This window comes from Vibrio gigantis (genome assembly GCF_024347515.1).
Lineage (GTDB): Bacteria > Pseudomonadota > Gammaproteobacteria > Enterobacterales > Vibrionaceae > Vibrio > Vibrio gigantis.
Window position 1 is genome coordinate 218742 of the sequence record NZ_AP025492.1, and the last position, 19863, is coordinate 238604.

The window sequence follows — 19863 nt, forward strand, 5'->3', positions numbered from 1 at the left end:
GGTTTTTTTATATTAGAGTGTCCTGAATAGCCTCGCTAGGAAGCAAAATAATCATGTTCAAACCGCTTATCGTATCTTTAGGGCTGCTACTTTCTGGTTGCTCACAACAGTTCCAAGACCTTAATGCCACATTCAATGAAGCTATCTTTGGTGATACCGACGTAAGTACCAGTGCGGAATATATTCAAGATCTGCCTTACGCCAGTATTTATGCTGAAATTAACGACCAAGGTAAGATTTTTATGGTACTGGCTTTTGTTGGCCAAAACCCCGCAACCGGGGCTGAACAACTCAAATGGATGTCATCAGACAAAGCCATGATCGTGACGGAAAATGGACGAGTGGTTCAAACCTTATTCCTGCCTTATGAAAATCTGTCTGGCTTAACAGTTAAACCGGGCAATGCATTGGTGCCGAGTTTTGATATGTCGGTAACTCCGAAAGCTCAAGAGTGGCAAGCAACTTACGATTGGCAACCAGATTACCGATTTGGCTACAGTGCAAACATCGTCCGAGCGTATCTTAATGAAGAAACAGTACAAACCCCGATAGCGAACATAGAAGCGCGCAAGTTTGTCGAGCAGATCAGCTACCCAGCCCTTGGACAAGATATTGAAAATCAATATTGGGTAAACAAAAAGGGACAGGTCGTCAAAACGGTTCAATACCTTGGACCTGAAATGACCCGCTTAGAGCTGACATTGCTAAAGCCTTATCAAACTAATAAGTCAAAGCCCCATCAAATTAAAGAATCAAGTGGTGAGTGAATAAAATGAATTATTTAAAAAAACTAGGGTACACAGCAGTACTTACGGTTTGTAGTGTTCTAGCGCCGCCACTTGTCATGGCACAAAGCCCAGTTCCAGTACTTACGGTCGAGTTACCGGTACAAGGTATCACGCTGCAATATTCGCAACCTACGCGCTTAGATCAAGTATTAACGGATGCCAATGCAAATGGTGCGTTAGGCTACTTTCCGCTGTCTGCTCAGCTATTTGATCGTAATGCTCAACCGCAAATAGCGAACGTAAAACAAAAGGTATTGGATACGCTCGAGCGTTTAGCCTTACAAGAGCCACAAGTAAAATCTATGATCGAGCAGATAGAATCTTTTGACTATCAAGCACGTTACTTTGTTGAGTTAGACCAAAACGCAGTGATGTCTCAGGCAGATAAGAACCCCCTATTGGTTTCAAAAAAAATAACTGTGGTATCAAAACAGTCAGCTTGGAAAGGGATTAGTGCTAAATCAACGGAACAACAGCACTTTGAGTTATATCTAACCGACCGCCCAACCTCTGTATATGTAGTCGGGGCAGTAAAGCAAGCTCACACGCTGCCTTTGGTTGAACACGCTCAGCTAGATAACTATTTAACGCTGTTGCCAAAAGGGCAGCTGCTAGGTATTGCTGATAACAGCACGGCATTTGTCATCCAACCCGATGGGCAGGTGAATGAAATCAGTTATGCCTACTGGAACGGTAAGGCCGCTTATTTTGCTCCCGGTGCTATTATTTTTATCGCCTTTGATTCGCTCCCTTCTGAGTTTTCTACTTTGAATCAAGACATTGTCGAACTTCTACGTCATAAGGTTAATCTGTAATGTCGGCTACTCAATCATTTCCATTAACTCTACTCGCAAGTTCGATTCCGGGTGCTTTACTGGCTGTCAGCAGTTTTGCTGCTAGTGCACAAGACTTTTCTGCCACCATGCGAGAACAGCAACCCTCTGAAGTCGAGATTTCTGGCTTTAGTACGCCAACACTAAAACACTCTCAAACCAATTTTGGTGGGGTGGGTTTAATGCAAATGCCTACCGCGCGCATGGCTCCAGAGGGTGAATTCAACCTAAGTGCATCGTTCAATAACGAATATTATTTTTATAACGTTAGCCTGCAATTGATGCCTTGGTTAGAAACCACCATTCGCTATACCCAAGTTCAGGATCTGCTTTATAGCGGTGGCGGGGATCAAGATTGCTCGCAAAACTCATTTAGTGGTTGTAATACGCTTGCTGACAAAGGTATTGACTTTAAAGTTCGGTTAATGGAAGAAGGCTACTATTTGCCAGAGCTTTCTGTCGGAGTGCGTGACTTTGGGGGGACAGGGTTATTTGATGGCGAATTTTTCGCCGCGAGCAAGCGATTTGGCCCGCTTGATGTCACGTTAGGCATGGGCTGGGGTTACATGGGCACCAGTGGTAATATTACCAATCCATTTTGTAAAGCCAGTGACCAGTTTTGTGAACGACCGTCTGATGTCAAAGGTAATGGGGGCAGCGTTGATTTTGAGCGTTGGTTCAAAGGCGATGCGGCAATTTATGGTGGCTTAGAGTATCAAACGCCATATAAGCCATTAGTGCTCAAACTTGAATACGACAGCAATGACTATTCACAAGATTACCCTGTTAATAGTGGCGTTGATATGACCCAACACACCCCTTGGAATGTGGGCGCTGTATATCGCTTTAGTGATTGGGCCACGGCAAAAGTCAGTTATGAGCGTGGTGACACCTTAACCATGGGCTTTGACTTAACCACCAATTTTAATCAAATAGCCTCCGTGTGGCGAGATACCGAAGCGGCGACTTTGCGACCAAGCGAAGCAAGCAGCATGGGTGAGGTTGAACTGGCTAAGTTGACCCAAGAACTTGAGACCGTTGCCGGTTATGAGCAAGCGCAGATCTTGGTCGACGACAATACCTTTATTGTGAAAGGCGAGCAGGTGAAATATCGCAATCGAGAAGTTGCGCTAGAACGTGGGTTAACGGTTATTGCTAACCATGTTCCTGACTATATTGACACCTATAAGATCGTTGAAACCAGTAACGCAGGTGAGTTAAATCAAACCGCTATCGATGCCAATCAATTTAAGCAAGTCGCTACATACCAGTATTTGGACTCGGATATTCAAGACGCAGCACACCCAAGTGATGTCGAATCGAAATCGGCGATCGCTTATCACGACGGTATAACTTATTACGACGGCAGAGAACGTTTCGATGTGTCTGTCGCGCCTAATTTGGCGCAATCTTTTGGCTCAGCAGAAAATTTTTACCTATATGCACTAGGCTTATACACCAATGCTTCTTTCTGGGCGACCAACAACATTGAGCTGTCTGGTTCTTTGTATATTAACTTGATCGACAACTACGATAAGTTTAATTATGAAATTCCAACAGATGGCACAGCGCAAACGCCACGAGTGCGAACGCTTTTCCGTTCTTACGTTGACGAGCCCGTTCGTTTAGACCGCTTGCAGTTGACGTGGTTTGAAGACTATGGCAGCGGTATCTACACTCAGGCTTACGGTGGTTACCTAGAGAGCATGTTTGCGGGTGTAGGTGGTGAAGTACTTTACCGTCCCTACAACAGTAACTGGGCAATCGGTGCTGATGTGACAGCCATCAGTCAGCGTGACCCAGAAAGCTGGTTTGGTACGTTTGATGAAGAGCTGCAGTATCATGAAAAAGATCAGGCTTACTACAAGGTGATTGATAAAGGCACCACCGGATTTGTTACCGGCTACTACATGCCACAGTGGGGTTTCTTAAGTGACACTTTATTTAAAGTCGGTGTCGGTAAATTCTTAGCGGGAGATATCGGTACTCGTATCGATTTCTCGAAACAGTTCAAGAGCGGTGTTATCGCCGGTGCGTTTGTTAGCTTAACCGACATGACTACCGAAGAGTACGGTGAAGGCAGTTACACCAAAGGCTTTTACGTATCGATTCCATTTGATCTAATCACGGTTAAACCGAGCTCAAGTCGATCACAGTTCACATGGCAACCGCTGACTCGTGATGGTGGTCAAGTCTTGAATAAGCAATACAACTTGTTCGAGCAAACCGACGCTCGCTCGCCTTGGTTCCAAAGACCAAGTAGCGTGAAGTAGAATGAAAAGATAGATATGGGTAGCGGGATTCGAGATTCGAAGAGCGAGAGAAGATAGATTCGGGTAACGAGTAACGAAGAGCAGGGAAAGAGCGGTATCGAATAATCGAGATTTGAACCTGCTCTTATCTCTTCGTTTACTCGTATCTCGATACTGCTCTTTAGAACTCCGCATCTGCTCTTAGGCTTTTCGCTACTCGTTTACTCGCATCCCGCATCTGCTCTTTTACCATTCAACTAGGTTGATAATAAGCATAAATTGTGGATAATGTTCACGAATTAAACTAACTGCATGCGGTAGCATTTTTGCAACGTTTAGTCACTCAGTTAATTAGACAGTCCTATTCAATTTTAAGTGTCTTTTGGGCCTGTTAAGTGAGTCGGATCTAATAGGTTACGCAGTGTGATGTCGCGGAGTATCAAAGGGCGGTAGCGTCCCCTATTATTAATTGTAAATGGGAGTAAGATCTTACTGTTTTTTATTACTCTCTCTAATTTCCTCTTGCTGTAACTGATAAAATCAAAATCCTTATTCTTTGGATGTCTTTTTAGGCGCCAGACACATTCCGTTTCTATGACTTGGTAAATATGAAGATTAATAAAAATCGCCTCCTTTTAGCGCTCCTTCCTGCATTACTGGCAGGGTGTACTACTCCAGGGACTCACCTTTCTACCGGCAATAAGAATGTGATTCTTCCTTCTGAAGAACAGCAAGAATCCGACATCTCTGATGTGGTCAATCTTTATCCATTGACGGCTCAATCTGTATCCAGCTACCGAAATGAATCTTTATTCGTTTCACAAGCTAATCCTGAACTTGATGTTGACATCGTGAAGTATGAATACCAAGTAGGTGTCGGTGATATCTTAAACGTTACCATTTGGGATCACCCTGAATTGACCATTCCTGCGGGTTCTTACCGTAGTGCTGAAGAGGCGGGGAATTGGGTTCGTTCAAACGGCACTATCTTTTATCCATACATTGGTAGCGTTGATGTTTTAGATAAGACTGTGGATGAGATTCGTACTGATATCACGAAGCGTCTGTCTAAATATATAGAAAGCCCTCAAGTAGACGTTAACGTTGCGGGTTTTCGTTCTCAAAAAATATATGTTACAGGTGAAGTTGAGCTACCAGGTCAACAAGCAATCACCAACATCCCTCTAACTTTGTTGGACGCGGTAAACCGTTCTGAGGGATTGTCGGAAGATGCGGATTGGCGCAATGTTTCGTTAACTCGCAATGGAGTACAAGAGTACATTTCTTTGTATGCCCTGATGCAGAAAGGCGATTTGACTCAAAATAGGTTACTGCAAGCGGGCGATATTGTTCACGTGCCGCGTAATGACGCTCAAAAAGTCTTTGTGATGGGTGAGGTCAATGACCCCCAACTATTAAAAATTGATCGTGCGGGAATGAGCCTAACAGAAGCACTCAGCAACGTAGGTGGTATCAACCAACTTTCAGCCGATGCAACGGGTGTGTTTGTGATTCGCACTTCTGATGATAAATCAGAACGCATGGCCGATATCTACCAACTCAATATGGAAGATGCCTCAGCATTGGTAATTGGCACTGAATTTGATTTAAAGCCTTACGATATTGTTTATGTAACGGCAGCACCTATTAGTCGTTGGAACCGTGTGATTGGACAATTGGTTCCGACCATTACTGGCTTCAATGAATTAACCGAAGGTGTGCTACGTATCCGCAATTGGCCTTAGGTTAAGATAGAGCAACCATCAGGTCACATTATGTGTGACCTGATTTTTATGTTTATGAGCCCATTACAGTTAGAAGTCAGTTATGTTTAATAAAATTTTAGTCGTCTGCGTGGGTAATATTTGCCGTTCCCCGACGGGAGAGCGCGTTCTTCAAAAGCTGCTCCCAAACAAAGAAGTGGCCTCTGCTGGTATTGCTGCCGAAAAAAGTCGTTTAATTGGTAAGCCAGCAGACGATACCGCGATTTTAATCGCCGCAGAAAACGGAACCGATGTTGAAAATCATCAATCTCAACAAGTTACACAACAACTTTGTGCTCAGTATGATTTGATATTGGTGATGGAGAAGGGCCATATGGAGGCGCTCACTCAAATCTCACCGGAAGCGCGTGGTAAAACCATGCTGTTTGGTCAGTGGATTGGCCAAAAAGACATTCCCGACCCGCACCGTCAGAGCCGTGAAGCGTTTGAATATGCTTACAAGCTGATTGAAGAAGCCGCACAAGCTTGGGCGAAAAAGCTCTAGAAGAAGGCAGTTAGGCGTTAACTATAGTCAGTTAAGCTATGGTGAATAACCATTAATAGAATCATATAAAAGAGAAGTATATAAGCCGTATTTAACTTCTCTTCAAAATATTAGTTTAGGAAGTAGTAATCTGATGACAACACAACCATCTCAGCAACCACACACAGATAACTCTGATGAGATAGATCTAGGGAAACTACTTGGTATCTTATTAGATGCTAAATGGTTAATTATACTGACCACATTTGTTTTTGCTGTGCTTGGTATTGCGTTTGCTCTGCTTTCGACACCGATATACAAAGCCGATGCCCTGATTCAAATTGAAGAGAAGAGCTCTGGCGGCATTTCATCGATGGTCGGTGATATGGGAGACATGTTCTCTCAAGAATCGTCAGCCACAACAGAAGTGGAGATCATCAAATCGCGTATGATCTTGGGCGAAACGGTCGATAAGTTTAACCTGACTACTGTGACTTCACCCAACTATACACCCATCGTCGGTAAAGGCTTCGCCCGCTTAACCGGTGACATCAATCACATCGCAGTGAGTCGTTTTACCATACCAAGTTATGCGAGTAGTTTTGCTCATACCATTCAGATTATCGATGCTGATCAAGGTGCCTACCAACTGGTTCGTGACGATGAGCGCGTTATCTTAAAAGGTAAAGTGGGTGAGCTAGCCACAGCCGATGACTACAGTTTGTTTGTGGCGGGTTTTGAATCGCATAACGATTTTGAATTTTCGATTGGTAAGCGTAGCCGACTAGAAGCGATAGAATGGTTGAAAGCTTCTTTATCTTTGTCTGAGCAAGGTAAGCAAACTGGTATTTTGAAGCTAAGCTTTGAAGGTGAAAACAAGCAACAGATTTCTGAAATTCTTAATCATATTAGCCAGAGCTACTTCTTACAAAACGTGAAGCGCAACTCAGCAGAAGCAGAGAAGAGCCTTTCTTTCTTAGAAAGCCACCTTCCTGGTATTAAATCTGAGTTGACTGGATATGAAGATACATTAAATAACTATCGCCAAAAGAACGAATCGATCGATTTGGGCTTAGAAGCACAATCAACCCTAAAGGTGATGGTTGAGCTTGAAGCGCAGTTGAATGAACTAACGTTTAAAGAGAGTGAAGTCAGCCAGCGCTTCACTAAAGATCACCCAGCATACAAAGCCTTGCTTGATAAGCGTAAAACGCTATTGGGTGAGAAAGAACGTCTAAACAAGCAAGTACAAAAGCTCCCGAAAACACAACGTGAAGTACTGCGTATGACACGTGATGTTGAAGTAAACCAACAAATCTACATTCAGTTACTAAACAAGGTTCAAGAGCTAAGCATCATTAAAGCGGGTACGGTCGGTAACGTTCGTATCTTAGATGACGCTCAAGTGTATGCTCGCGCCGTTAAACCGAAGAAGCCACTGATTGTTTTGTTAGCAACGTTACTGGGTGGCATGCTAAGCGTTGCGTTTGTATTAGTGAAAGCGGCGTTCCACCGTGGCGTTGAAAGCCCAGACCAAATTGAACAAATCGGCCTTCCGGTTTACGCAGCGGTACCAAAATCTGATTTACAGGTTGAGCTAACCAACCGCTTTAAATCGAAGAAACAGCAAACCAAGGGTACCCAAGCTCTGCTTGCCGAATCTAACCCTGCTGACCTTTCGGTTGAAGCGCTGCGTGGCCTTCGTACCAGTTTGCACTTTGCGATGTTGGAAGCGAAAAACAATGTGTTGATGATCTCTGGCCCTGCACCGGGTATCGGTAAATCATTCATCTCGACCAACTTTGCCGCAGTAGCTGCAAAAACAGGCCAGAAAGTGTTGTTGATTGACGCCGATATGCGTAAAGGTTACCTACAGCAAAGCTTTGGTTTGAAGTGGGACAACGGCCTTTCTGATGTATTGAGCAGCAAGAAAGAATTCGCTCAATCAGTGAAGTCGACACCAGTAGAAAACCTAGAAATCATTACCCGTGGTCAAGTGCCACCCAACCCATCTGAACTCCTTATGCACCCGCGCTTTGCAGAGCTCATGGAATGGGCATCAAAAGAATATGACTTGGTGATTGTCGATACCCCACCTGTACTCGCGGTAACCGATCCAAGTATTGTTGGCGCTTTCGCTGGTACCACATTAATGGTGGCGCGTTACGGTCAAAACACCATAAAAGAGATCGATGTTGCTCGTAACCGTTTCGAACAATCCGGCATTGAAGTGAAAGGCGTTATCTTCAACGCCATCGAGAAGAAAGCTTCAAGCTCGTACGGCTACGGTTACTACAACTACACGTATTCGAGCGACAAGAACTAAAGAAGAGCCGTAACGGGATTCGAGTAGCGAAGAGCAGATACGGGATGCGAGTGGCGAGATACGAAAAGCGCCGCTCTTCGCATCTCGTTTACCCGATACCCGCATCTGCTCTTAAAGCCATAACCGAACACGCCTTATTTACGCCTCAATCTTTATGCCCCTTAATATTCTTATCTGAAATCAAGAAATTCTCTTGCAACACCGCCATCAAACCAAACAGCGCTTTGCGTGAAGTTATCTTTTGGTTACAGCTCGGCATTACAGCCACCGACCATATAAACCCCAATATTGCCCCTGTTGTGTCCTTTCACATGCGCGCCGGTTTGTGACAGTGGCCTGCCAAGTTCGACATCCCCATTGCGACGAGTCACAAAGTGATCCCCGACGTCGCGCCAGCCTTTCTTTTTATGCCATCGGCGAATCTCGGCTACGCCTACATCTTGCTTTGGCGGCGTAGCGCTGCAATGCACCGTAATAAAAGAGAATACCGGGCAATGAGGCAAACGCAGTAAAACCGAAACCAGACTGAAGGCATACGGAGTTAACAGGAAAGGGGGTGCTGAAGGTAAACAAGGCTTTAACGAGGGAATAAGATCCACCTTGCTAGCCTGCTCTTCCGAGCAACCCCGCTTTTGCAAAACAGTAGGCGCTCTAACGACTGGTGTGGAACTCGATCAGTTGTTGGTGGAGTGTTTGACAAAATAAATCCTCGTGTTGTTGTAAATAGGCGATTAAAGACGTTGATAACGATTCTTTTAAATTAGGGTGCAATACGATGTGTTGTCGCAAACTGGTGGCTACGGTTTCTGCATAGCCGGAGTGGTGGTTTACATAGCGTAAGTACATCACGCAATAACCCAGTGGCTGTCTGCGCCGTGCTCGGCTGATCATCCAACAAAGATCCTCATAGCTAGGGTTTTCAAAGTGAGTATCTTCAAAGAACAGATCTTCAAAGTCAGGTTTTCAACATCATGCTCAGCAAAGCGCTGGTCTTCGAAATGCTTACCTTCATAGCCCTTGTACTCATCAGCCTTGTCTTTATAACCCTTATCTTTATAAACTCCGGTCTCACTGCGCTCGTCGCCATATTGGTTATCACACAATAGTGGGTGGCGCGACTGGTTGAGGGAGTAAGGTCGGCATTCGATGCTCGCCATACCGGGTTGGTACGCTGAAACAAAAAGAGAAACTATCGCCTTCATTAAGCACCTTATTGCTGCATGGGGAGGGCAATGTACTTCAAGGTTCTTGATTGGGGGGGGGACGGTAATAACGCCAAAACAGAGGAACACAAAAAAGTGAGAGGTGCTTCGAAGGTTATCAGTCTAGATGATGGTATTGTTGCATATCGATGAGAGCAAGCAGGAGAAACACTTTTTGTTACTTTTTATCTCGCCTTACCTTTGCCCTTAATGCCTAAAAAGTGCTGTCAATGCTCTTTATATCAATGGATTTCTGTACGAATGATCCTTTAACAAGGAGCGTTAACCATGTGTGTTTCTCTTATTCTTTCTTTTATCCCATTAAAAACCGGCTCTCCTATCAGCAAGTTGGTGTTATGAAAATTGGCCGACAATGCAGACGCGCGCTTTCTTTCCCTAAATTACTTAGCGCAATATTGCGAAGTGTCGGTAAGAACAGTGAAACGACACGTTAACGAATTGGAAAAACAAGGCTTTGTGAAGCGGATAAAGCGGATTGATGATTCAGGAAGCCAGCGCAGCAATATATATCAGCTACGCCTACCCAGCGACAGCCACATTCAGCAGGCCGATCTAGAACAAGCAGCTAGAGCTCTCGTTCAAGAAGACAGAGAGCAGACCTAAATGATCAAACCGACCTAGTTAACGCCAATGTAGAACAAACAGACTTACCGCCAGCCTCGCCAGAAAATGTACAGAAGACAGAACGAGAAAACAAAACAGAGCAGGCGCAGAAAATCGATCATTCAGACACTCGCCTAGGTGACGCAAGATCTAATACGGATAGTGATCATCCTGCACACATAATCTTTCATAAAGAACATAAAACAGAGTTGAGTTTGAAAAATGGAATCTTGGATGACACTGATGTTCTTGATCCTCCAAGCGGTTCTGAAGAGCATGAGATCTCCACCTCCAAAAGCACAACCAAAAATGAAGCCGTGATTCACCTGCTCACCAGAGAGAGCAGCGCGCCGATTTATCATGAGTTCACCACCATACTAGAGCGCACCTACCCTAAGTTAGATGTGCTGCAAGAACTGCATACCATGCAAGCGTGGTTATAGATCAACCCCGATAAGCGCAAGCCCTTCGAGCATATTGGCCACTTTGTTAATGGCTGGCTAAGAAGAAGCGCCCAAGCTAAGGCAAAGCGAGACTTATCGCCATTTCCCCATCAAACAAGAGCGGCTAAGCAAACAAAGACGGGTAAACCAGCAAGGGCTTCTACACCGACCAAGGTAGCCAAGCCCATGGTTCCCAAACAACCCACACCTGTCTCTCTGGCCCTAGCGGACTACAAAGCCAAAAGAACCACCAATCCGTTCGAAGCACGTATCAAGGCCCTAGTTCAATCCAAACCATCGAGCACGGACTCTAAGCAGTGACCATTCGATTATTCACCGAATAAGCGCTTGTTCACATAGCCCAAAGCGAATGCAGAAAAAACGTCAAGAAACAAAAGTAATCATTTTAGAGAAAGAGATAGTGCGAGTTGAAGGGCGTATTGGCGGGTTCTTGAAACTGCTGGTTAACCACTACCCACAAGGGGCCAACACGTACCGAAATTAAAGAAATTTTGGTGGTAAACAACAACCCAAGTCTAGTGTCGCTGTACCGAAACGGCAACATTTTATTGACATAGAAAAGCGCTATTGCAAGACTGCACAATAAAACCGCTACTTCATTGGTACTCCGTACCTGCAAGACGTACAATGCTTCCGCTGGGTAAATGCGTGGTGAGAGGTCAGTCCAAGTAGGGTAAATTTCAAACTGGTCAATATGCACTTACTTTGCTAAAATGCGCTCAAATTTAAAATCGTATGAAAACCGCATAAAAGCGAACAACTTGTAACTATTGCCTTTAGGAGCCAAACCTAAGGGCGGTAGCGTACCCAAATGTTGATGGGGGCAAGCCTAAAGGTTGAAAAAATAGTCGTTTTGACGACCTATTTGGGTAGTTTTAAGAATGTCAACAAAATCTAGGTTTTATAAGGGATAGTCTAAACAGCCTGTCTCAAAATGAATAAAAAGTGTCTCAGGGGCTTAACATTGACTGAGATGTTCTCGTGAGATTAAACCTTTAAAATTCAATACATATTCACGTTCGTGAGTTGTTCTAAACAGTATACTACAAGAGAAAATTATGAAGATCCTCGTCACTGGTGGTGCTGGCTTTATCGGCTCTGCAGTCATTCGTCATCTCATCAAGAATACATCTGACAGCGTGGTCAACGTTGATAAGCTCACTTACGCAGGTAACTTAGAATCTCTTATCGAAGTGGATTCGTCTGAACGTTATACCTTTGAACAAGTGGATATCTGCAGCCGTACAGAATTGGATCGAGTGTTTAAAGAGTATCAACCTGACGCGGTGATGCATCTTGCAGCTGAATCACATGTTGACCGTTCTATCACTGGCCCTGCTGCGTTTATCGAAACCAACATTGTTGGAACATATACGCTACTAGAAGCGACACGCGAATACTGGAACACGCTTGAAGAACGAGCGAAAGCAGAGTTCCGTTTTCACCACATCTCTACTGATGAAGTGTATGGTGATCTTCCACATCCAGATGAAGTTTCAGAAGGCACAGCGCTGCCAATGTTCTTAGAGACAACCTCGTATGAACCATCAAGCCCATACTCGGCGTCAAAAGCTTCGAGCGATCACCTTGTGCGTGCATGGTTACGTACTTACGGCCTACCAACTATCGTCACGAATTGCTCAAATAACTACGGCCCGTACCATTTCCCTGAAAAGCTGATTCCGTTGGTTATCCTTAATGCGCTTGAAGGCAAAGACTTACCTATTTACGGTAAAGGCGACCAAATCCGTGACTGGTTATTTGTCGAAGACCACGCTCGTGCACTCTACAAAGTAGTGACGGAAGGTAAAGTGGGTGAGACCTACAATATTGGTGGTCACAACGAGAAGAAAAACCTCGAAGTTGTGAATACGATTTGTGAAATCCTAGATACGTTAGTACCGAAGGAGTCAGCGTATGCAGAGCTGATCACGTACGTTCAAGATCGCCCTGGTCACGACCGTCGATATGCTATTGATTCGTCCAAAATGCAGCGTGAGCTAAATTGGACGCCAGAAGAGACGTTCGAAACCGGCCTTCGTAAAACAGTACAATGGTATCTAGATAACTCGATATGGTGTCAAAACGTGCAAGATGGTAGTTACCAGCGTGAGCGCTTGGGTGTAGAAGCAACTGAATCAAAGGAAAATGAATAATGAAAGGTATTATTTTAGCTGGTGGCTCAGGCTCTCGTTTATACCCAATTACTTTAGGGGTTTCCAAGCAGTTACTTCCTGTCTATAACAAACCGATGATTTACTATCCAATCTCGACCCTAATGCTGGCCGGGATTCGAGATATTTTGATTATTACAACGCCAGAAGATAATGAAGCGTTTAAGCGGCTGTTAGGTGATGGTTCTAAATTTGGCGTTCGACTTTCTTATGAAATACAGCCATCTCCCGATGGTTTAGCTCAAGCCTTTTTAATAGGTGAGAATTTTCTTGATGGGGACAGTTGCTGTTTAATTCTGGGCGATAACATCTTCTTCGGGCAGTACTTTACTCAGCTGTTACGCAATTGTGTTGAATCAAATGATGGAGCTACTGTGTTTGGGTATCGCGTCAAAGACCCGGAGCGATTTGGCGTGGTGGAATTTGATGACAACAAACGCGTATTATCGATAGAAGAGAAGCCTGAGCACCCTAAATCGAATTATGCGGTTACGGGACTGTATTTTTATGACAATAGCGTTGTCGATATGGCAAAAAAGGTGAAGCCTTCGCATCGTGGTGAGCTAGAAATTACGACGTTAAACCAAATGTATCTTGAACAAGGTAAATTGAATACTGAGATATTAGGTCGAGGATTTGCATGGTTGGATACAGGCACTTTTGACAGTCTCCATGAAGCGTCGTCGTTCGTGAAAACTGTAGAAAATGTGCAAGGCCAGGAAATTGCGAGTCTTGAAGAAATAGCTTGGCGAAATGGTTGGCTATCAAAAGAAGAAGTTCGCTATGCCGGGGAATCAATGGCAAAGAATCGATATGGTCAGTATCTTTTGAATTTGGTGAGCATGGATGATGCGGAAAATAATGACTACTACAAGTTATGATAATCAAACATTAACGAAGTTACTGCTTCGTTCGTGGTCTTTAAAAGATACGGCCTTTTCAAACCTCTCTGAACACCTTGATTGGATAAAGACATTAAATAAAACGACTAACGTTGCTTTATCTCGAACTTCATTAGCTCAATGTGGCGATTGGTTTTATGATTCGAATCTAGGTGAAATAAGAAATACCAAAGGTTCGTTTTTTAAAATTACCGGAATCAAAGAGACCGTCGATGACCAAGTTGTTGCTGAGCAGCCCATCATTTTGCAAGAAGAAATAGGATATCTAGGCTTCTTATGTAAAGTAATTGATGGTGAGTTGTATTTTCTCGTACAAGCCAAAATTGAGCCAGGAAACATCAATAAAGTTCAATTGTCACCAACAATTCAAGCGACAAAGAGTAATTTTCAGCAGAAACATGGTGGAAGAAAACCCCGATACTTGGAATGTTTTTCGAATGTGATGGATGAGAACATCATCTATGACCAAATCCAATCGGAGCAATCTTCTCGGTTTTACGGCAAGCGAAATCGAAATATTGTTGTCATTACCACTGATGATATTGAAATTAGTGACAGCTTTAAGTTTATGACATTAGGTCAAATTAAAGAACTAATGGCTGTCGATAATCTAGTTAACATGGACTCTCGGACCGTAATTTCATGTTTACCTTATCAAGGTGAATACGTCCAAAGCAGTGAACTGTTGCATTTGTTCAGTGATAGACATCTATATAATTCCCTATGTCACAATAACGATCATGAGCTAAAAGCGGTGCTACGCAGGCTCAATGATACAAAAATGTATTCAGAGAGTAAAAAGGTACTGATCCCTTTATCGGAAATGAGTAGTTGGACGATTGAAGGATCACAGATAGTTGGTTTGGAGCAACCTTTTAAAGTAAGTTTTTTCGAAATTGAAATTGAAGGGCGAGAAGTCACTCGATGGCATCAACCACTCTTTGAAGCTATCGGTTGTGCTACTTTGGGGTTGCTATCGACGGTTATAAATGAAGAACGGAAGTTTTTGGTTAAATTAATACCGGAAGTAGGCTGTTTTGATACTGTTGAATTAGGGCCAACAATACAGAAAGAGCCTAATGAGACTGAAGATGGATCGAACGTGATAGAGCAATTTTTTTTGCAATTGCTTGATGAAAAAAAAGGTGTCTTGCATGACGTATTGTTATCAGAAGAAGGTGGTCGCTTCTATCACGAACAAAACCGAAATATCATCATTGATGTGAATGAAGAAGAAATGGATACGATTGAGTTACCTCCAGAATATATGTGGGTATCATTTAATACACTGAATCGATTACTGCAGTTCAACAATATTCTGAATTTGCAGTTAAGAAACCTAATTAGTCTCCTGAGAATTTAATCATGTCACTAAATATTGCCGTATTAGGCGCTGCAAATATAGCGATGAATCGATTTATGCCAGCCTTGGAATCGGTTAGTTCATTGCATTATGTCGGTGTTGCCTCGAACACACCGTCTAAAGCCGAGCAATTTCAAGCCCAATTTGGAGGAGAAATTTTTGCTTCCTATCAAGACATCATTGATTCTGACGAAGTTGATGCCGTTTATATTCCATTACCACCTAGTATGCATTTTCTATGGGCAAAAAAGGCGCTCTTAGCAAACAAACATGTTTTCCTAGAAAAGCCCTCTGTTATAGAGGCTCAACATGCCAAAGAACTAGTAGAGATTGCACACGAGCGTGAGCTAGTTCTGACTGAAAATTATATGTTTGAGTTTCATAAGCAATTGATCTTTATCAAAGAATTGATAGATTCACAAGAAATCGGGAAATTGCGATCTATCAACAGTCAATTTTGCTTTCCTTTTCGGGGAGAGCAGGATTTTCGCTATTCAAAGGTTATGGGAGGGGGCGCTTTATTTGATTGTGGCGGGTACCCCTTAAAACTAATGAGCTTACTTATGGATGAAGGGATGGCGCTACAGCATGCTTCTCTTAACATAGATGACGGCTTCGATGTCGATAGTCACGGAACAGCGATGTTAATTGATTCTGCTGGAGTAGTAGGGCAAGTATATTTTGGCATGAATGACGCCTACAAATGTTCTGTTGAAGTGATTGGAACTAAAGGGCGTATTGTTTCAAATAGGGTTTTTACGGCCCCCAGTAATGTTGATGCAGAAGTTGAAGTGGTAGCCGGTAACAGTGTGGAGTACCACCTAATTCGTGATAACCAGTTCCGTAATATTCTTAAGCACTTCTACCATGCAACGCAACACAGCGACTCTAGATTAAAACTGTATTCTTCTTTGCTTAAACAAGCAAATCTCGTGGCACAAATTCAAAGGAACCAGACTACTCATGCAAGTAACTAAAACAAAACTTGATGGCGTTTTGATTATTGAACCTAAAGTTCATAAAGATGACCGAGGGTGGTATTCAGAAATCTATTCAGAAAGAAGCTTAGAAAAAGCAGGGATTTCGTTTCGCGCTGTTCAAGATAATCATATTAAATCTAAGAAAGGGACGTTAAGAGCTATTCACTTTCAAAATAGCCCTAAAGCGCAAGCTAAGCTCGTTCGCTGTACAAAAGGTAAAGTAAATGACTTTATTGTTGATTTGAGAAAGACCTCCCCCACTTTTAAGCAATGGATAATGGTTGAGCTTACTGAAGACAATAAACTTCAAGTACTGGTACCAGAGGGATTCGGCCATGGGGTGTTGGCATTAGAAGACGACACTGAAGTCACTTATAAAGTTAACGAGCTTTATCACCCTGATTTAGATAGAGCAATCTGTTGGAATGACCCAGCTCTCGCGATTGATTGGGGGGTTAGTGCACCAATTTTATCGGAGAAAGATAAAAATGCACCACTACTTAAAGATAGCGATGTGAATTACTGATTATGACAAATAAAAAAGTTGTCATCACTGGGGCTTCAGGATTCGTTGGTCTGGCTTTGTGTAGAAAACTATTGTCTGAAGGTAGTCAGGTCGTCGCTTTAGTGAGGGATGCGCAGAGTCTAAAAGAGCTGGCTCATCATAACAACTTAAGTATCATCGAAGTGTCTTTAGCCTCCTACCGTTTGCTAGATAGTAATGAAATTAGAAATGCGGATTGCTTTTATCACATAGCTTGGGATGGTACTTGGGGGAAAGCATTTGCTGATTATGACAAGCAATTGAAAAATGCTATTTATGCATGTGATGCGTATCAGTTGGCATCGGACTCGAATGTTAAACGTTTTGTACTAGTAACTACGATTAATTCGTTTGAGATACATCATTACCTTCATAACAAAGAATCTAAACCGCGTACTGCGTGTATTTATGGTACGGCGAAGATTGCAGCAGGGCTAATTGGGAAAACGTTAGCACAGCAATCTAACTGTGAATTCGTCACTGCAGTATTGCCATCAGTGTTCGGGCCTGGTGATAACTCGGGTATGGTACAAAATATTCTAATCAGAAATTTCATGGATAATGTGTCCCCTAAACTGGTGGAAGGCAATTTTACCTATGATTGGGTGTACATCGATGATGTGGTGGATATGCTTTCTTTGCTTATGTCACCTACGTTAGATGATAGTTCTTACTATTTGGGTAATAGAAAACCGGGCACATTTAAAGAGGTTGTGACACAAGTCAGAGACATCCTTAACCCTGAAATTGCATTAGAATTTGGTTCTTTTCCTGATGTTAATGCCATCAACTACAACTTGATTGATACGGAAACGGTTTATCAAGAGTTTGGTTATGAAGTCGTATCTGATTTTGAAGAATCGATATTAAAAACAGCAAACTGGTTACGAAAAGAGAAGTCCTTATGAAAGATTATGATGTAGTTGTTGTAGGAAGCGGGTTTTCGGGCGCTATCTTTGCACGAGAGTTGGCCGAAAAGTACGATAAGAAAGTCCTAGTTGTTGAGAAGCGACCTCACATCGCAGGCAACATGTACGATGAATATAATGAACACGATATACTTATTCAAAAATATGGTCCTCACTTTTTTAATACTGATAAAGCCTGGATTATTGAATATTTACGTCAGTACTGTGAACTTGTACCTCATGCTGTATCAGGAAAAAGTGTAATCGATGGAAAGTATGTTCAACTACCATATAATTTTCAAACGATTCAAGATATGTATGGTGTAAAAAAGGCAGAAAACCTTTACTGTAAGTTAAGAGCGGAATTTAAGGGTGAAGAGCGAGTTAGTATATTCAGTTTGTTGTCTTGTGACGATAAAGATATCAAAGATTTTGCAGAAGAGCTTTATGAGAAAGCATTTAAGCCTTATACAATGAAACAATGGGATCTCACCACAGATCAAATTGACCGAAGTGTTCTTAATAGAGTCAAGTTTGCTTTGAATTTTGACAATCGCTATTTGAACAAAGATTTTCAATTCGTACCAAAGCGCGGTTTTACAAAACTTTTTGAAGAGATTTTAAATCACGAAAATATTAATGTTGTTTGTGGTGAAAATGCTGTTGAGAATATTTCTTTTAAAGGAAATAGGGTGGAATTTCGAGGGTGTAAGATCGAATCGATCATTTTCACGGGACCAATTGATGAACTTTTCGATTACAAGCTAGGTATGCTTCCCTATAGGTCACTAGAGTTCACTTATAAGCACTTTGAAGGAGAAGATAAGCTACCATCTGACTTTGTATCTTACCCTCAAGATTATAGTTACACTCGACAAACAGAATATAGAAAGTTTAATTATGAGAAACAAGGTCAAAACTATACAACGATTGCATCAGAACATCCACTAGAATATAATCCAAATGGTGAAAAAGGTAATGTTCCTTATTACCCGACAATAACTAGTGAAAATATAAACCTGTTGAAAAAATATCAAAAAATTTCTGAGGAATATGAGAATTTATTTTTAGTTGGAAGATTAGCAGAATATAAATACTTTAATATGGACCTTATTATTGAAAACGCATTTGAAAAGTTAGAAAATTATATAGGAATTATTAGAGCATAAAAATGTTGCTGATCTAAGTGATATGTTAATCTTGCAAAAATAATTACATCAGAATGAAATGTTATTAAAATTAGATAATTATATGGTTTGAGTTAAATTGTGAAAAATAAAAAAATTGATATACTAATACCAACATATAATAGGTCTAGCTACGTTAAGAAAAACATAGCTACTATAGTTGATATTTTAGATAAAACTAATACCCACGATAGAGTTAATGTCTACATTTCTAATGATTGCAGTTCAGATGATACTAGTATTGTTTTAAATGGATATATGAATAATTCCAATGTGACTATCATTAACCACAAAAACAATATCGGAGTTCAGAGTAATTTATTATTTTTAATAGAAAAGTCAAACTCAGAATATGTGATGTATTTGGGAGATGATGATTATATCTCTCTGGATTATATCACTTCCGTTATAAGCGCCATCGATAACGTAAACGATTTGTCTGCGATCGTACCATCATTTAGAAATATTGACATTGAAGGGAACTACATTTCAGGCGGAAGAGATTTAGGAATGAGTCGATCAATTCATTCAAAGGGCTTTAGTAGCAGTAAATATTTTGCTCGAAGAGCCCATCAGATGAGTGGCATCGTACTAAAAAGAGAAGGTGTATTTGAATCATTTAGAGCCCACGGTATCAACAATTTTTATCCTCATGTATTTATGGTTTTACGGTCTACTTTGATAGGAACTGTTTTGCATGAAACTAATTATCCAGTCCTTGTTACACAACCAGGCCAAGATAAAAAAGGTTGGTCGTACGGTGATGACGGTTTACTCGACGATTATTTTAATAACTTCAAGTTGTTTTCTAATATAGAAAGATTTGTTTTGGAGCAAAATTTTCTGAATTATAATCGTTGGAGATATATCACAGCACTAAGAACTTCTCCTATAAAGTTTATGAAAAGTGTAGTGAGTTCAAAAAATACAACTAAATTGACAAAGTTATCTTACTTCTTTTTGGTATTGAAAGCACTGGTGTTTCGCATCTTTCGACGGTAATCATGTTACTAAGGGAGACGTTTTTTCCTGGCTGAGTAGTTTCTTTAAACTGGATCTTATAAACCTA

At 41.9% G+C, this 19863-nt stretch carries 15 protein-coding genes and 3 pseudogenes; 16 read left to right on the forward strand and 2 right to left on the reverse strand.

Going from position 1 to position 19863, the window contains the following annotated elements:
• Positions 1-53: 53 nt before the first annotated feature.
• The 6 genes from OCV56_RS01030 (at position 54) to OCV56_RS01055 (ending at position 8446) form a co-directional block, all read left to right on the forward strand.
• Entirely contained in the window at positions 54-767 is a 714-nt protein-coding gene (locus OCV56_RS01030) for a YjbF family lipoprotein (protein ID WP_086711845.1), read from the forward strand.
• Between the two features lie 5 nt (positions 768-772).
• A complete protein-coding gene (locus OCV56_RS01035; protein ID WP_086711847.1) occupies positions 773-1603 on the forward strand; it encodes a capsule biosynthesis GfcC family protein in 831 nt (276 codons plus the stop codon).
• Positions 1603-3894 carry a YjbH domain-containing protein gene (locus OCV56_RS01040; protein WP_086711849.1) on the forward strand — a complete coding sequence of 764 codons (2292 nt, stop codon included), beginning with the start codon at positions 1603-1605 and terminating at the stop codon, positions 3892-3894. The genes OCV56_RS01035 and OCV56_RS01040 overlap by 1 nt, the downstream gene beginning before the upstream one ends.
• A gap of 587 nt (positions 3895-4481) precedes the next feature.
• Positions 4482-5618, forward strand: a complete 1137-nt coding sequence (locus tag OCV56_RS01045; RefSeq protein WP_086711851.1) for a polysaccharide export protein — start codon at positions 4482-4484, stop codon at positions 5616-5618.
• An 82-nt stretch (positions 5619-5700) separates the two neighbouring features.
• Positions 5701-6141, forward strand: coding sequence for a low molecular weight protein-tyrosine-phosphatase (locus OCV56_RS01050; protein ID WP_086711853.1), 441 nt, complete (start codon positions 5701-5703; stop codon positions 6139-6141).
• 133 nt (positions 6142-6274) lie between these two features.
• Complete coding sequence (locus tag OCV56_RS01055; protein ID WP_086711855.1) at positions 6275-8446, forward strand: polysaccharide biosynthesis tyrosine autokinase; 2172 nt, start codon at positions 6275-6277, stop codon at positions 8444-8446.
• Between the two features lie 145 nt (positions 8447-8591).
• Here OCV56_RS01055 and OCV56_RS01060 read toward each other — a convergent pair.
• Both OCV56_RS01060 and OCV56_RS01065 read right to left on the reverse strand, forming a co-directional pair.
• A pseudogene (locus OCV56_RS01060) lies at positions 8592-9146 on the reverse strand (N-acetylmuramoyl-L-alanine amidase).
• Between the two features lie 187 nt (positions 9147-9333).
• A complete protein-coding gene (locus tag OCV56_RS01065) occupies positions 9334-9648 on the reverse strand; it encodes a hypothetical protein (protein ID WP_228761222.1) in 315 nt (104 codons plus the stop codon).
• A 288-nt stretch (positions 9649-9936) separates the two neighbouring features.
• On the opposite strand from OCV56_RS01065, the pseudogene OCV56_RS01070 reads away from it, so the two are divergent.
• The 10 genes and pseudogenes from OCV56_RS01070 to OCV56_RS01115 all read left to right on the forward strand — a co-directional run bounded on the left by OCV56_RS01070 (position 9937) and on the right by OCV56_RS01115 (position 19796).
• Positions 9937-11036, forward strand: a pseudogene (locus OCV56_RS01070) (helix-turn-helix domain-containing protein).
• Positions 11037-11085: 49 nt separating this feature from the next.
• Positions 11086-11391: pseudogene (locus OCV56_RS01075) on the forward strand (hypothetical protein).
• Between the two features lie 403 nt (positions 11392-11794).
• Positions 11795-12892, forward strand: a complete 1098-nt coding sequence (gene rfbB / locus OCV56_RS01080) for a dTDP-glucose 4,6-dehydratase (protein WP_086711857.1) — start codon at positions 11795-11797, stop codon at positions 12890-12892.
• Positions 12892-13791, forward strand: coding sequence for a glucose-1-phosphate thymidylyltransferase RfbA (gene rfbA, locus OCV56_RS01085; RefSeq protein ID WP_086711859.1), 900 nt, complete (start codon positions 12892-12894; stop codon positions 13789-13791). The genes rfbB and rfbA overlap by 1 nt, the downstream gene beginning before the upstream one ends.
• Complete coding sequence (locus OCV56_RS01090; RefSeq protein ID WP_086711909.1) at positions 13772-15175, forward strand: NDP-hexose 2,3-dehydratase family protein; 1404 nt, start codon at positions 13772-13774, stop codon at positions 15173-15175. The genes rfbA and OCV56_RS01090 overlap by 20 nt, the downstream gene beginning before the upstream one ends.
• Positions 15176-15177: 2 nt before the next feature.
• Positions 15178-16152, forward strand: a complete 975-nt coding sequence (locus OCV56_RS01095; protein WP_086711861.1) for a Gfo/Idh/MocA family protein — start codon at positions 15178-15180, stop codon at positions 16150-16152.
• Positions 16139-16681 (forward strand): dTDP-4-dehydrorhamnose 3,5-epimerase, encoded by a 543-nt coding sequence (gene rfbC, locus OCV56_RS01100; protein ID WP_086711863.1) that lies wholly within the window; start codon positions 16139-16141, stop codon positions 16679-16681. Before OCV56_RS01095 ends, rfbC begins: the two co-directional genes overlap by 14 nt.
• Before the next feature lie 2 nt (positions 16682-16683).
• Complete coding sequence (locus OCV56_RS01105) at positions 16684-17607, forward strand: NAD-dependent epimerase/dehydratase family protein (protein WP_086711865.1); 924 nt, start codon at positions 16684-16686, stop codon at positions 17605-17607.
• Positions 17604-18776, forward strand: a complete 1173-nt coding sequence (glf, locus tag OCV56_RS01110; protein ID WP_228761221.1) for a UDP-galactopyranose mutase — start codon at positions 17604-17606, stop codon at positions 18774-18776. Before OCV56_RS01105 ends, glf begins: the two co-directional genes overlap by 4 nt.
• Before the next feature lie 99 nt (positions 18777-18875).
• Positions 18876-19796, forward strand: a complete 921-nt coding sequence (locus OCV56_RS01115; protein WP_158094610.1) for a glycosyltransferase family 2 protein — start codon at positions 18876-18878, stop codon at positions 19794-19796.
• Positions 19797-19863: the final 67 nt, after the last annotated feature.